The sequence below is a fragment of the Dietzia sp. NPDC055877 genome, assembly GCF_053615975.1.
On sequence record NZ_JBSHCV010000026.1, the window covers coordinates 15,554 to 29,383 of the forward strand.

At 68.7% G+C, this 13,830-nt stretch carries 14 protein-coding genes; 6 read left to right on the top strand and 8 right to left on the bottom strand.

The window, feature by feature from the left end:
• Nucleotides 1–40: 40 nt before the first annotated feature.
• Nucleotides 41–784 (top strand): phosphatase PAP2 family protein, encoded by a 744-nt coding sequence (locus ACWGLC_RS16935; RefSeq protein WP_452100956.1) that lies wholly within the window; start codon nt 41–43, stop codon nt 782–784.
• Nucleotides 785–813: 29 nt separating this feature from the next.
• Here the strand turns inward: ACWGLC_RS16935 and htpG are convergent, their stop codons facing one another.
• Complete coding sequence (gene htpG, locus ACWGLC_RS16940; protein ID WP_452100957.1) at nt 814–2,832, bottom strand: molecular chaperone HtpG; 2,019 nt, start codon at nt 2,830–2,832, stop codon at nt 814–816.
• A 464-nt stretch (nt 2,833–3,296) separates the two neighbouring features.
• On the opposite strand from htpG, the gene ACWGLC_RS16945 reads away from it, so the two are divergent.
• From ACWGLC_RS16945 to ACWGLC_RS16955, 3 genes are all read left to right on the top strand, one after another.
• A complete protein-coding gene (locus ACWGLC_RS16945; protein ID WP_452100958.1) occupies nt 3,297–4,886 on the top strand; it encodes a DUF222 domain-containing protein in 1,590 nt (529 codons plus the stop codon).
• A gap of 117 nt (nt 4,887–5,003) precedes the next feature.
• Nucleotides 5,004–5,429 (top strand): VOC family protein, encoded by a 426-nt coding sequence (locus tag ACWGLC_RS16950; RefSeq protein WP_452100960.1) that lies wholly within the window; start codon nt 5,004–5,006, stop codon nt 5,427–5,429.
• Between the two features lie 61 nt (nt 5,430–5,490).
• Nucleotides 5,491–6,267, top strand: coding sequence for an SDR family NAD(P)-dependent oxidoreductase (locus tag ACWGLC_RS16955; RefSeq protein WP_452100961.1), 777 nt, complete (start codon nt 5,491–5,493; stop codon nt 6,265–6,267).
• Nucleotides 6,268–6,360: 93 nt separating this feature from the next.
• Here ACWGLC_RS16955 and ACWGLC_RS16960 read toward each other — a convergent pair whose 3' ends face one another.
• From ACWGLC_RS16960 to ACWGLC_RS16975, 4 genes are all read right to left on the bottom strand, one after another.
• Complete coding sequence (locus ACWGLC_RS16960; RefSeq protein WP_452100962.1) at nt 6,361–7,191, bottom strand: amino acid ABC transporter permease; 831 nt, start codon at nt 7,189–7,191, stop codon at nt 6,361–6,363.
• Nucleotides 7,188–7,850, bottom strand: a complete 663-nt coding sequence (locus ACWGLC_RS16965) for an amino acid ABC transporter permease (RefSeq protein ID WP_452100963.1) — start codon at nt 7,848–7,850, stop codon at nt 7,188–7,190. The genes ACWGLC_RS16960 and ACWGLC_RS16965 overlap by 4 nt, the downstream gene beginning before the upstream one ends.
• A 92-nt stretch (nt 7,851–7,942) precedes the next feature.
• The gene (locus tag ACWGLC_RS16970; protein WP_452100964.1) at nt 7,943–8,755 is read right to left on the bottom strand and encodes a glutamate ABC transporter substrate-binding protein; all 813 of its coding nucleotides are present in this window, start codon (nt 8,753–8,755) and stop codon (nt 7,943–7,945) included.
• Nucleotides 8,756–8,817: 62 nt separating this feature from the next.
• The gene (locus tag ACWGLC_RS16975; protein WP_452100965.1) at nt 8,818–9,552 is read right to left on the bottom strand and encodes an amino acid ABC transporter ATP-binding protein; all 735 of its coding nucleotides are present in this window, start codon (nt 9,550–9,552) and stop codon (nt 8,818–8,820) included.
• 94 nt (nt 9,553–9,646) lie between these two features.
• On the opposite strand from ACWGLC_RS16975, the gene ACWGLC_RS16980 reads away from it, so the two are divergent.
• Entirely contained in the window at nt 9,647–10,870 is a 1,224-nt protein-coding gene (locus ACWGLC_RS16980; protein ID WP_452100966.1) for a fatty acid desaturase family protein, read from the top strand.
• Nucleotides 10,871–10,877: 7 nt separating this feature from the next.
• Here the strand turns inward: ACWGLC_RS16980 and ACWGLC_RS16985 are convergent, their stop codons facing one another.
• The 3 genes from ACWGLC_RS16985 to ACWGLC_RS16995 all read right to left on the bottom strand — a co-directional run bounded on the left by ACWGLC_RS16985 (nt 10,878) and on the right by ACWGLC_RS16995 (nt 12,969).
• On the bottom strand, nt 10,878–11,156 hold the full coding sequence (locus ACWGLC_RS16985; RefSeq protein WP_295651720.1) for a WhiB family transcriptional regulator: 279 nt from the start codon (nt 11,154–11,156) through the stop codon (nt 10,878–10,880).
• Between the two features lie 216 nt (nt 11,157–11,372).
• Nucleotides 11,373–12,380 (bottom strand): glycosyltransferase, encoded by a 1,008-nt coding sequence (locus ACWGLC_RS16990; RefSeq protein WP_452100968.1) that lies wholly within the window; start codon nt 12,378–12,380, stop codon nt 11,373–11,375.
• A 28-nt stretch (nt 12,381–12,408) separates the two neighbouring features.
• On the bottom strand, nt 12,409–12,969 hold the full coding sequence (locus ACWGLC_RS16995; RefSeq protein ID WP_452100969.1) for a type 1 glutamine amidotransferase domain-containing protein: 561 nt from the start codon (nt 12,967–12,969) through the stop codon (nt 12,409–12,411).
• An 85-nt stretch (nt 12,970–13,054) separates the two neighbouring features.
• Between ACWGLC_RS16995 and ACWGLC_RS17000 the strand changes: the two genes are divergently transcribed.
• A complete protein-coding gene (locus tag ACWGLC_RS17000) occupies nt 13,055–13,780 on the top strand; it encodes an LmeA family phospholipid-binding protein (protein WP_452100970.1) in 726 nt (241 codons plus the stop codon).
• Nucleotides 13,781–13,830: the final 50 nt, after the last annotated feature.

A 13,830-nucleotide genomic window follows, 5' to 3' on the forward strand; every position in this document is an offset into this window, starting at 1 on the left:
TCCACGGCGGTTCACCGCACTCGCTGCATAGTGTGGATTCATGTCGCCCCAGACGACCCACAGCCCCGGCCCCGGCCGGATCCTGCCCCCGGCGCGAGATCTCGTCGACAGCATCGTCGATCGCCAGGAGGTGCCGCTCCCCCGCGGGACATGGCGGGTCTTCGGGCTCGCGTTCGCCGGATTCGCGACGCCGGTGATCGGCTTCGTCGAGCTGGCCCAGCGCATCCAGGGCGAGGCAAAACTGCCGTTTGATCGCGCACTCATGATGTGGGCCCGCCGCCGACATTCGCCGCGTCGGACCCGGATCGTCCGGGCCGTCACCGAACTCGGCGGTGTCACGGCGGTGCCGGTGGTCGCACTGTCCGCGGCCGGCTATCTCGCCGCCGTCCGGGGCAGCCGCCGACCGGCAACGCTGCTCACGGTCTCACTGGTGGGGTCGACGGTCATCAACTCGATCCTCAAGGTGATGTACCGGAGGGCGCGCCCGACCTTCTTCCCCCACATCGTGCAGGAGAAGAGCTACTCGTTCCCCAGCGGACACGCCATGGCCAGCGCAGCCCTGGCCGGCTGCGCGTGTGTTCTGGCCTGGCCGACGAGGTGGCGCGCTCCCGTCATGGCAGGCTCCGCCGTCTACGTCCCCACCATCGGCGCCACCCGCGTCTACCTGGGTGTGCACTTCCCCAGCGACATCCTGGCCGGCTGGTGCGTGAGCCTGGCCTGGGTCGGCGAGGTCGCCACCATCATGTGGCTCGCGGACCGGTTCGATCGATCCGCGAGCCACTGAGCCGGGCCCACTCAATCAGGCCCGCCGGGTCAGATCCGGTCGACCAGCAGCTTGGCGAACGCCGCCGGATCGGCGAGCGTACCGCCCTCCGCCAGGACCGCCGCACCGGAGATCAACCGCGCCGTCTCCGCGAGCCCGTCCGCCGACGGATCCTCGGCGTGCTGGCGACGCAGCCGCTCGACCAGCGGGTGCGACGGGTTGAGCTCCAGAATCCGCTTGCTCGTCGGCAGCTCCATTCCGGAGGCCCGGTACATCGCCTCGAGCTGCGGGGTCATGTCGAATTCGTCGCCCACCATGCAGGCCGCGGACTCGGTGAGCCGGTGCGACAGCCGCACCTGCTTGACCTCGTCCTCCAGCTCCTCACCGAGCCAGGTGAGCAGGTCGGTGAACTCCGCCGCGTCCGGCTGATCCTCACCCTCCTGCGTGTCCGCGCCGATTCCCGACAGGTCCACGTCGCCCTTGGCCACGGACCGCAGCCTCTTGCCCTCGACCTCGCCGACCGCGTCCACCCAGACCTCGTCGACCGGGTCGGTGAGGACCAGCACCTCGACACCGCGCGCGCGGAACGCCTCCAGGTGCGGGGAGCTCTCCACCGCGGCGCGCGACGTTCCGGTCAGGTAGTAGATCTCCTCCTGGCCGTCCGCCATCCGGGAGATGTACTCGGCGATGGTGGTGCCCGCATCGGCGTCCGCAGCACCCTCCGCGCCCTCCGCACTGCCGACCGCCGGCCGCGTCGAGGCGAACGTGCTGACCGCGAGCAGCTGATCCCGCGCGTCGACATCCGCGATCAGGCCCTCCTTGAGGACCGCGCCGAAGTTCGCCCAGAAGCTCCGGAACTCCTCGGGACGATCCCGCTTGACCTGCTCGATCGCCTGCAGCACCCGCTTGACCAGCCGCTTACGGATCGCACGGATCTGGCGGTCCTGCTGCAGGATCTCGCGGGAGACGTTCAGCGAGAGATCCTGGGCGTCGACGATGCCCTTGACGAAGCGCAGGAACGGCGGAACCAGCTCCTCACAGTCGTCCATGATGAACACCCGACGCACGTAGAGCTGCACACCCCGCTTGACGTCCGGCGAGAACAGATCGAACGGCACCTGCGAGGGAAGGAACAGCAGCGCCTGGTACTCGAACGTGCCCTCCGCCTTGAGCGTGATGGTCTCGAGCGGCTCGTCCCACGCGTGCGAGATATGGCGGTAGAACTCCGCGTATTCCTCGTCCGAGACCTCGGACTTGGGGCGCGTCCAGAGCGCCTTCTGCGAGTTCAGCGTGACGGTCTCGGTGATGGAGTTCTCGGCCGAGGGGTCGTTGGCCTCGTCGTGGTCCCCCGTATCGCCCTCCGGCTCCGGCGCGGGACGCTCCACCTCCATCCGGATCGGCCACGCGATGAAGTCGGAGTACGTCCGGACGACACGCCGCAGCGTGTTCTCGTCGGCGTAATCAGGCAGCGCGGCGTCCCCACCGGCAGGCTTGAGCTGCAGGATCACCGACGTGCCCTGGGGCGCGTCCGCGTCCTCCTCGATCGTGTACGTGTCCTCGCCACTGGAGACCCAGCGCGTGCCAGCCGACTCCCCGGCCTTGCGGGTGACGAGCGTGACCGAGTCCGCGACCATGAACGTCGAGTAGAAGCCGATGCCGAACTGACCGATCAGGTCGGCGGTGGCCTGCTCCGAGATCTCGCCCGATTCCTGCGCCGCCCGCGCGGCCGACAGCGCCTCACGCATCTGCCCGGTACCCGACTTGGCGAGCGTGCCGATGAGGTCCACGACCTCCTCACGGGACATACCGATGCCGTTGTCCCTGATCACGAGGCTGCGGGCCTGCTCGTCCGGGATGAGCTCGATGTGCAGATCGGACGTGTCCACGCCCAGCGTCGAGTCCTGCAGCGCCGCCAACCGCAGCTTGTCCAGCGCGTCGGACGAGTTGGAGATGACCTCGCGCAGGAACGTGTCCGGATTGGAATAGATCGAGTGGATCATCAGATCCAGCAACTGTCGGGTCTCCGCCTGGAATTCCCTGGTCTCGGCATTCCCGGTGTGCTGACTCATCGCGACATCCATTCCCTTCCGCGCGTAAATGCGCCCCTGTTTTCGGCCACTGCACGTCCCTTGCGGCCGTGGTCTGACGAGGACAACCTATCCGGCCGGTCCGACATTCCCGGGTGGGCGGTCCTCGTCGTCATCCCCCGCCCCGGCCTCCCACCCAGGCCCCACCGCCCACCTGCGGTGCCCTGCGCGATGCCTGCAGGGCACCGCAGGTCAGAGGCCATTTCGAGCGGCTCCGCTGCTGACGATCGTCCCGCGCCGCGCGCCAACCACCGCGCACCAACCACCGCCCGCCGACCGCGCCAGCGGAGCCCGCCCGCGCCACGTCGCCGCACCGCCCTGACCTGCGGTGCCCTGCTCGGCATGTTCAGGGCGCCGCAGGTCAGGGGACCGAGCGCGCGTGTCAATGCCGGGGGCGACGACGACACCATCGCAACCGTGTCGTACCTCGAACATACTGTCGGGCCATGACCGCTAGCCAGCCCTCCTCCCGCACCGATTCCCCGTTCCCCGGCCCGCTGCCCGGCGGGCACTTCGAGACCCCGCCCGGCTTCACCACCACGACCGGCCCGGCGGCCGATGTGCTGGTCCCCGAGGCCTACGCCAGGTGGGACCCCGGGCAGCGCCGCGGCTACCTCGCCAGACGACTGGTCAACGCGGCCGAGGGCGGCACCCTGCTCTACGCCTATGACTGCGTCCGGACGGCGCGCGAACGGGATGAAGTCCGCGACCCGTGGGAGACGGCGGCCACCATGATCGGGGCGTCCATGTCGATGTCGCGGCACGGGGCGGCGCGGCTCATCTCCACCGCCGTGGAACTCATCGACCGGCTGCCGCGGACGGCGGCCCTGTTGCTGACCGGGTGGATCGGGTTGCTCGCGGCGCACACCATCGCCGAGGAGACCGCGCTCGTCGCCGACGAGATGATGCCCGAGATCGATCGCCGGATCTGCGAGGGGCTCGCCCCCACCCGGCGGCGCACCCACCCACCCCGGCTCGGACCGCTGCGGAAGATGCTGACCAAGACCATCAACAAATACGACCCGGTAGGCGCGGATGCCCGCGCTGAACAGGCGCGACGCGGGGTGGACGTGGAGATGGTCCCGCTCGGGAACGACCGCGGGATGCTCAGCGCCACGCTCAAAGCGGAGGACGCGATCGAGATCTTCCAGCGCCTGGAAGGCCTCGTGCGCAGCGCCGATCCGGATGATCCGCGCACTGCCGGGCAACTCCGCGCCGCCGGACTGCTCGCGATGAGCCGCGGCTGGACCTGCCTGCCCGATCCCGACGGCGAACATCCCGCCGACCCCGCCGCGCAGGACGCCGCGAGACGAGTGGTGATCCACGCGTACGACGACGGCAGCGCCGACAATCGCGGGCTCAGTCTCTACGGGTACGGACCGATCACCCGGCACACGGCGGATCAGCTGGACCGCAGCGCCCGGCGCAGGCTCGACGAGCTCGCGCACCTCGCCGACCCGCACAGCGACTCCGCGGGCCGGTACCGCCCGTCGGAGGCGCTGGCCCGGCTCTGTCGCGGAAGGGACGGGACCTGCGTGTTCCCCGGATGCCAGACCCTGGCCGAGCATGCGGACCTGGACCACATCATCCCGTTCGACCACGACGATCCGGCCCGGGGCGGTCGCACGACGAGTGACGATCTGGGCTGCCTGTGCCGGACCCATCACCGGCTCAAGACCGACGGCGTGTGGGCGTATTACCGCGACGTCGACGGGTCGTACGTGTGGCTCCACGGGCCCAACCACCCCGAGCCCGACCGTGGCACCCGCGTCATTACGGGCCCGACCGGATCCCTGGCGCACCTCTCCGCCCCGCGGCATCCCGACAGCAGCCGGCGCCAGATGGCCGCCGCCGAATCCGGGCGCACCGGCGGGCGGGGCGCGGATGACGGGCGCAGGCGCCGTCCGCACCTCGCGGACCGGCGTCGGGCGGACCGTCGGATCCGCCGCGAACGGGCTGAACAGCGCCTGGCGGACCGGTCGAGGCAGGTGATGCCGGTGATGTCGGTGATGCCGGACGACGAGCCACCATTCTGAGCCGCGAAACCGAGGCTGAATAACCGTTGCCGACGACAGCTCCGCGGATTAGCGTCCCTGTGGAGGAGACGCCGCCACACGACGCCCCCTGGCCCCTACCCAGCGAAAGGTGCCGTCATGGCCCTGACCACCAGTCCCTACCTCTCATTCCCGGGTAACGCCGGGGAGGCGTTCCCGTACTACCAGGAACTCTTCGGCGGAGAGCTCGAGGTGCAGACCTATGACGCGATGCCGTCCCTGGAGGGCTTCCCGTTCACGCCGCCGCCCGGGGCCGTGGCCCACGCGACGCTGACGGCGCCCGGGATAACGCTTGCCGGAGGCGACGGCATCGGCGACCATCTGCCCTCGCTGTCCAGCGATGTCTACTCGTTCCAGCTCACGTTCGACTCCGTCGACGAGGCCCGCGGGTTCATCGACAAGGTCGTCGGGGGCGGCGGCGCGGCGGGCATGCCGTTCGAGGAGGCTCCGTGGGGAGATATGTACGGACAGGTCACGGACCGGTTCGGGATCCGATGGGACGTCAGCGTGCCGGCCCGACGGTGATTTCGCGCCGCAAGAACACGTAGCCCCCGTAGCGATCAACTCTGCTTGTTACTGTGCGGTCATGGATATTTCTGGAGCAAGTGCGATCGTCACGGGCGGCGCGTCGGGCATCGGCGCCGCCGTCGTCCGTCAGCTCGCCGCGAAGGGCGCGAAGGTCGTCATCGCCGACCTGAACGCCGACAAGGGTGAGGCCCTCGCCAAGGAGGTCGGCGGCGCGTTCGTGTCCGTCGACGTGACCAAGACCGACCAGAACGAGAAGGCCGTCGCGGCCGCTCTCGAGCTGGGCCCGCTGCGCTACCTCGTCAACTCGGCCGGCATCGGCTGGGCGCAGCGCACCATCGGTCGCGACGGCGAGTACTCCTCGGCGTTCGACCTGGACTCGTTCCGCAAGGTCATCGAGATCAACCTCATCGGCTCCTTCGACATGCTGCGTCTGGCCGCCACCAAGATGAGCCTCAACGAGGCCGACGAGGACGGGCAGAAGGGCGCCATCGTCAACATGGCCTCCGTCGCCGCGTTCGACGGTCAGATCGGCCAGGCCGCCTACTCCGCTTCCAAGGGCGGCATCGTGGGCCTGACCCTGCCCGTCGCTCGTGACCTGTCGGCCGCCGGCATCCGCCTCAACACCGTGGCCCCCGGACTGATCGACACCCCGATCTACGGCGAGGGCCCGGATTCGGAGGCGTTCAAGGCCAAGCTGGGCGAGAGCGTCCTGTTCCCCAAGCGCCTCGGCTCGGGCGACGAGCTCGCCTCCATGGTCATGGAACTGCTCGGCAACCCGTACATGAACGCGCAGACCATCCGCGTCGACGGCGGTATCCGGATGCCACCGAAGTGACCTGAAACGGTCAGCACGGCGAAGGGCCCCACCGGAGCAGTTTCCGGTGGGGCCCTTCGCTGTGTTGGTCCCGTGGCTGTGTGGCGTCCCGGCTCAGGACCTGGCGCGCCGCTTCTTGAGACGACCTTCGAGGTACACGGCGAGCTTGGTGAGCGAGTAGTTGATGATGATGAACAGGATGCCGGCGACGATGTACGCCGGCACGGTGTTCGCGTACGCCGACCCGAGTGTCTTTGACCAGGTCAGCAGCTCCAGGTAGGTGATGCCGTAGCCGAGCGCGGAGTCCTTGAGGACCACGACCAGCTGACCGACGAGCGCCGGGAGCATGGCGGTGAGCGCCTGGGGAAGCTCGATCGACCGGAGCACCTGTCCGGGTGTGAGTCCGACAGCGAGCCCAGCCTCGGCCTGGCCCTTGGGCAGACCGTGCACGCCGGAGCGCACGAGTTCGGCGATCACGGCCCCGTTGTAGAGCGTCAGCGCGGTGACCACCGCGGCGAGCGGGGCGTGCACGTTGGGCACCAGGTCAGAGGTGGCGAAGTAGCCGAAGTAGGCGAACACCATCATCAGCAGTACCGGGACCGCGCGGAAGAACTCGACGATGACGCTGCAGAACCAGCGCACCGGGCCGATCGGCGAGAGCCGGCCCATGCCGAAGAGCAGGCCGAATATCACCGCGAGGACGATCGAGATCCCCGCGGCAGTGAACGTGCCCTTGAGGCCGGGGATGAGATAGGACGTCCAGACCTCGGGGTCGGTGACGAACGGCTCCCACATCGAGGCCTTGAGCTGGCCGGCCTCGTCGAACTTCAGGTAGACGAAGTAGGCGATCGCGATGGCGATGAGCGCGCCGATCACGGTGAGGATCCGGTGCCGCACCCGGGCCTTGGGGCCGGGGGCGTCGAACAGCACGGTCTGGGTACTCATCGCTTCACCGCCAGCTTCCGGGAGAGGGAGGTGGTCCCCAGGCCGATCGGCAGGGTGAGGACCACGAAGACCATGGCGAAGAAGAAGAACATCGGGAGGCTGGCGCCCTCGTTCTCGGTGATGATCTGCATCAGTCCGGCGGAGTCGCCGACGCCGATCACGGCCGCGACCGTCGAGTTCTTGATGAGCGCGATGACGACCGAGCCGAGCGGGGCGATGGCCCCGCGGAACGCCTGCGGCAGGATCACCTCGCGCAGGGACTGGCCGAAGCCCAACCCGATCGAGCGGGCCGCCTCGGCCTGGCCGACCGGCACGGTATTGATGCCCGAACGCAGGGCCTCGCAGATGTAGGCCGCGTGATAGACGGACAGCATGATCACAGCCCACCAGAAGGCATTGCGGGCGAAGTCGTCCGACATCGACAGCTGCATGATGAAGGACAGGCCCAGGATGCTGAAGACCATCAGCAGGGTCAGCGGCAGGTTTCGGAACGTGTTGACGTACGAGGTACCGATGCCCCGGAGGACCGCCACCGGGGAGACGCGGAGGATCGCGACGATCGTCCCCAGGATGAACGCACCGATGATGCCGAGCACTGAGAGCTGGATCGTGACCCAGACGGCCGCGAGGACGTCATACTCGGCGAACATATCGCCCATGGTCAACCTTCCTTAGGGAGGGCCTCGGCCTCCACGCATCCGGGCCGGGATCACCGGCCGGGATGCGTGGAGACGACGACTACCGGATCAGATCAGGAGCAGGGGGCCGGCTCCGGCGGGTTGCCCGGCCCCGGAACGAAGCCGGCGGTGCCGAGCGTCTCGTCGAACGCGGTCTGCCAGCTGCCGTCGTCGATCATCTCGGTCAGGGCCTCGTTGATCTGCTCGCACTTGTCGACGTCACCCTTCTGGATGCCGATGCCGTACAGCTCCTCGGTGAAGGAGGCGCCGACGACCTTGAGCTGGCCCTGGTACTGCGGCTGCGCAGCGTAGCCGGCCAGGATCGTGTCATCGGTGGTCACCGCGTCCACGGCGTTGGACTGCAGCGCGGAGACACACTCGGAGTAGGTGCCGAACTCCTGCAGGTTGACGCCCGGGACCTGCTCCTGGAGCGTCTGCGCCGAGGTCGAGCCGGTCACGGAGCACAGACGCTTGCCCTCGAGGGACTCCGGGCCGGTGATGGACTCGTCGTCGACCCGGACCAGGAGGTCCTGACCTGCGATGAAGTACGGGCCGGCGAAGCTGACCTTCTCCTTGCGGGAGTCGGTGATGGAGTAGGTGGCGACGATCATGTCGACCTGGCCGGTCTCCAGCAGCGTCTCGCGCTGGGCGCTCGGCGCCTGGATCCACTGGATATCGTCCGCGGAGGTGCCCATCTTCTCGGCCACGTAGCGCGCGACCTCCACGTCGAAGCCCGTGTAGTCGTTGCCCTCCTTCAGGCCGAGGCCGGGCTGGTCGTACTTGATGCCGATCTTCAGCTTGTCGCCGCCGTCATCCGAGCTACAGGCGGCCAGGCCGAGGGCCAGAGTCACGGCCGCAGCAGCGGCACCGATCCGTCGGAATTTCATCTTTACTCCTCGTGGGGTGGGTGGATGAGTCGCGTACGGGTCCGCGTGCGGTCCCCGGGGGTCTAATTGGTGAGGATCTTGGACAGGAAGTCCTTGGCCCGCGAGCTCTGCGGGTTGGTGAAGAACTCGTCGGGGGTGGCCTGCTCGACCAGCTCACCGTCGGCCATGAAGACGACACGGTCGGCAGCCTTGCGGGCGAAGCCCATCTCGTGGGTCACCACGACCATGGTCATGCCGGATTTGGCGAGTCCGGTCATCACGTCCAGGACCTCGTTGATCATCTCCGGGTCCAGGGCGGAGGTCGGCTCGTCGAACAGCATGACCTTCGGGTCCATTGCCAGGGACCTGGCGATCGCCACGCGCTGTTGCTGGCCGCCGGACAGCTGGGCCGGGTACTTGTCGGCCTGATGGTCGACGCCGACCCGCGCGAGCAGTTTTCTGGCCCGCTTCTCGGCCTCGTCCTTGCGCTGCTTACGGACCTTGACGGGCCCGAGCGTGACGTTCTCGAGGATCGTCTTGTGCGCGAAGAGGTTGAACGACTGGAACACCATGCCCACGTCCGCCCGGAGCTTGGCCAGCGCCTTGCCCTCGTCGGGAAGCGGCTTCCCGTCGATGGTGATACTCCCCTCCTCGAAGGTCTCGAGGCGGTTGATGGTGCGGCAGAGCGTTGACTTACCGGAACCCGAAGGCCCGATCACCACCACGACCTCACCTTCCTCGATGGACAGGTTGATGTCCTTGAGGGCGTGGAAGTCACCGAAGTGCTTGTTGACGCCTGAGATCTCGACCAGAGCCATGAGAGGAGCATAAACGCCACATGAGCCTCACGCCCGGAACTCGCCGCAAGGGGTAACGGTCGACATGCTTGCGTATCGACCGTACCGTTTTCCCATGGCGGTATCTGACGTGAAGGACTACGCCCATCTCAGCGCCGAGGATGTGGAAGCGATCGGCGCCGAACTCGACGCGATCCGCAAAGAGGTCGTCGACTCACTCGGCGCGGACGATCGCCGGTACGTGCGCAACACGATCCGGCTCCAGCGCGGGCTGGTCGCCGGGGGCCGCGCGGTGCTGCTGTTCTCCGGGCACCGGCCCGCATGGGTTCTGGGCACCGGCCTGCTCGCGGCGGGCAAGATCATCGAGAACATGGAGCTCGGGCACAACGTCATGCACGGGCAGTGGGACTGGATGAACGATCCGGAGATCCACTCCACCACCTGGGAGTGGGACATCGTGGGCACCTCCGAGCACTGGAAGGCCACCCACAACCACCACCATCACACGTACACCAACATCATCGGCATGGACGACGACGTGGGCTACGGCGTGGTCCGCGTGACCCGCGATCAGCCCTGGCACCCCGCCTTCGGGCTCAACATCGTGTGGAACGCCGTACTCGCGTTCGCCTTCCAGTGGGGCGTGGGCGTGCAGCATCTGGAGATCGCTCCGGGCACCATCAACTCCTCGGGCTGGCCGGAGCAGAAGCGACGCATCGGCCAGTTCCTGCGCAAGGCCCGGCGGCAGGTCGGCAAGGACTACGTGTGGTGGCCGATGCTCTCCGGGGACGACTGGAAGACGACCCTCTCCGCGAACGCCACGGCGAACGTCATCCGCAACCTGTGGTCCAACGCGGTGATCTTCTGCGGCCACTTCCCCGACGGCGCCGACAAGTTCACGCTCGAGGACCTCGACAAGGAGACGCAGGCCCAGTGGTACCTGCGTCAAATGCTGGGCTCGGCGAACTTCACGGGCAGCCGGCTCACGCACTTCATGTCCGGCAACCTGTCGTACCAGATCGAGCACCACCTCTTCCCCACCCTGCCCTCGAACCGCTACGCCGAGCTGTCGGAGAAGGTGCAGGACGTGTGCCGGCGGTGGGATCTGCCGTACACGACGGGCCCGCTCTACCGGCAGTACTGGCAGTCCTGGCGCACGATCGCCCGGCTCTCGCTGCCGGACCGGTTCCTGCGGGCGACCGCAGACGACGCGCCCGAGACCAGGTCGGAGCGGATGTTCGCCGGGGAGCCCCGGACCTACGACGACCCCGAGGGTCCGCGATCCGGTCTCGTCACCGCCCTGCGGCACCACCGCGCCAGGAAGGAAACCGCCGTGTGAGTGGCGCCTACCCTGTGCGGTGTCGGCCGGCGATCCGGTGCCGTTCTGCCTCGGTCAGGCCACCCCAGACCCCGTAGAGCTCCTTGGTCTCCAACGCGAAGGTTCTACAGGTGTCGAACACTGGACAGACGGCGCAGACCTCTTTGGCCTCATCCTCTTTCTTCCGCCGCTCACCCTTCACCTCGTCCTCGAGACTGTAGAACAGGTCTTCGTGTCCGATACAGGCGGCGGCGTCTCGCCACGACCAAAAGTCGGCAGTGGGTTCGAGGTTCCTGTACCTGGGCATCATGCCTCCGTTTCCGCGAGCTGGAAGCCCTACCGTGGGCGCTGGAACTCCGGCTCGTTGTCCACGGTGTCATCCTGTCAGCGTTCGTCGGACTGTCGACCGAAAACCGGTGCGGACGGACGCATATTGAAGGCCCGAGCAGGCCGATACGCAGGGAAAATGATGGCGCCGGCGCGGAAAGTGAGAATAGACCAATCTGCTCAGGAGGCGGTGCGATCAGCGCGTGAGGGCGGTCCTCGTCGTGGTCGTCGTCGTCGACCTGATGACCTCCGCCGCGCGCGAGGCCGCACCGTCCACTCCCCAGTTGTCGCGGATCCCCCCGGACGCCTGATCCAGGGAGCGCGCCACCTGATCACACACGGCGTGCGCTACAGCTGTAGGGCCGTCGCCGTAGCGCAGCACGGCCGCCCCATCGAACGCCCCGAGGGCGCCGGCGGTGGCGTCCTGCTCGCCGTACTCATGACGACGCGGGACCACCACCATCGGCACATTAGAGCAGGCGGCGTCCGCGACAGAGGCCTGTCCCGCGCACGTCACCACTACGTCCGCAGAGGTGAGCTCGTCCCACGGATCTTCGCGCCACACGCCGTCCGGGCCGCCCACCTCGAGCCACTCGGCCACGCCGAGGCGCTGCGCTGTCGAGCGCACCGCCCGCCAGAAGCGATGGTCACCGCTCGGGCCGGCACTGTTGAGATGAACCACCCGGGGTCGACGACGACCAGGCTCCCGCTCCCGGTCGCGCCCCTCGAACCGGGAGATCCCCCCGACCTCCCGTACCCGGCCCCGCGTGCCCGCAACGGTGGCCGGGTGCACGCCCGGCGGCCAGGCCGCCAGCAGTGTCTCGGCAGCGCGGCACCGCAGGACATGCGGTTCGTCGTCACGCAGGCCCGGGGGCAGGGTGCTCACCACGGGCGTGCCGGTCATGCGTGCGGCCAATGACATAGCGGGGGGACCGTCCACCCAGACCGTCCTGGGGCGCATCCGGTCGATCCAGGTCACGGCGGCGCGGCGGGCGGACAGATCGATGTCGTCGGGGCCCGACCCGACCTCTTCCCGGGTCGCGGGCAGGTGAACAACGCTGGACCCGCGCGGCCGGGTCCGCTCATCAAACGGACCGGCCAGCAGCATCGTCACCTCTTCCCCTCTGTCCCGGAGAGCGGCGACGACCGGCAGCACCCGGTTCAGGTGCCCCCGTCCACGGTTGTGGACATAGACGCCGATCATCGACAAGGCCCCCTCGCTGCGCCCGCGCCTAGTCTGCGCCCCGGATCGCGCCGAGGAGGGCGTCGCAGAACGCCGGGAGGTCGTCCGGGCTGCGGCTGGTGGAGATGCCGTCGTCGGTCACGAGCTCGGCGTCGACCCACTCCGCGCCCGCGTTGGTCAGGTCGGTTCGCAGGCTCGGGTACGAGGTGATGCGGCGGCCGCGGACGACGTCGGCCTCGATGAGCACCCACGGCGCGTGGCAGAGCGCGAGTACCGGCTTGCCGGCCTCGACCATCTCGCGGACGAGGGTCAGGGCGTGCTGGTCCTGACGCAGCGCGTCCGGGTTGGCCACGCCGCCGGGCAGGACCAGGACGTCGAACTCCGCGGCGGAGGCGTCGGCGGTCGTGCGGTCCACGGGGTGGGTGCCGGCGGGGCTGAGGTGGTCGACGAGGCCGACCTCCCCGTCGTCGGTGCTCACCAGCACGGCGGTATGGCCGGCGTCGGTGACGGCCTCCCATGGCTCGGTGAGTTCGACGCGTTCCACGCCTTCACCGGCGACGAGGAAGGCGACGGTACGGGTTTCGGTGGTTGCTTCCTGTGTCTCGGTCATGTCCCGAGGGTGCGGGCGGCGGGCTCGTATCGCAACCGGAAGACCAGGGGTGGACCCCGGCGCGCGGGTCCGGCACGATACCGGCATGGGACGTGGAGCGCGGACGGGACGAGGCAACCGGGGCGGCGGGCGTGGCTGCGGCTGCTCGTTGATCCTGCTGGTGTTGCTGCTGGTGGGACTGGTGGCGGCCGCCGAGTTCGGCGCGCGGTGGTACCTGGCTGACCGGGCCGAGCGGGAGTTGTCGGCCCGGATCGACGCGCCGACGGACGTGTCCTTCGGCCGGGGGCTGCTGTTGTGGGAGCTGATCAGCTCCCGTGCCGCGGGGGAGGTCCACCTGACCTCCCCCGGCTCCGACACCGTGCCGCAGCTCGACGTGACCGCCCATTCGGTGACGCTCGTCGACGGCGCGCTCTACGCGCAGACCCTCGACGGCACCGCCGTGCTCGACGAGCAGCAGATGGTGGCGGCCGCGGCTCAGGGCGGCCCGGAGGGCTCGCCGATCGCGGGGCTGACGGAGGTGCGTTCGGTGCGCCCCGACGCGGCGGCGGGTCTCCTGCGCGCGGACCTCGGCGGGATCGCCGAAGTCGGGGTGGCGCCGAGCGTCACCGACGGGCGGCTCACACTGCGGCCCGAGCAGACCGCACTGCTGGGCTTCCCGCTGCCGGACGGCCTGTTCTCCGGCATCACCACGGTGGTCGACTCGGCGGTCGCGGATCTGCCGCAGGGCGTCGTGATCGAGGGCACCCGGGTCGTGCCCGAGGGGCTCGAGGTGAGCCTCGGCGGACGCGACGTGGTCCTGCAGACGAACTAGGTGTGATGTCCAGAGAGGTTGTCCCGACTCGGGTTGGTGAGTTCGGCTGA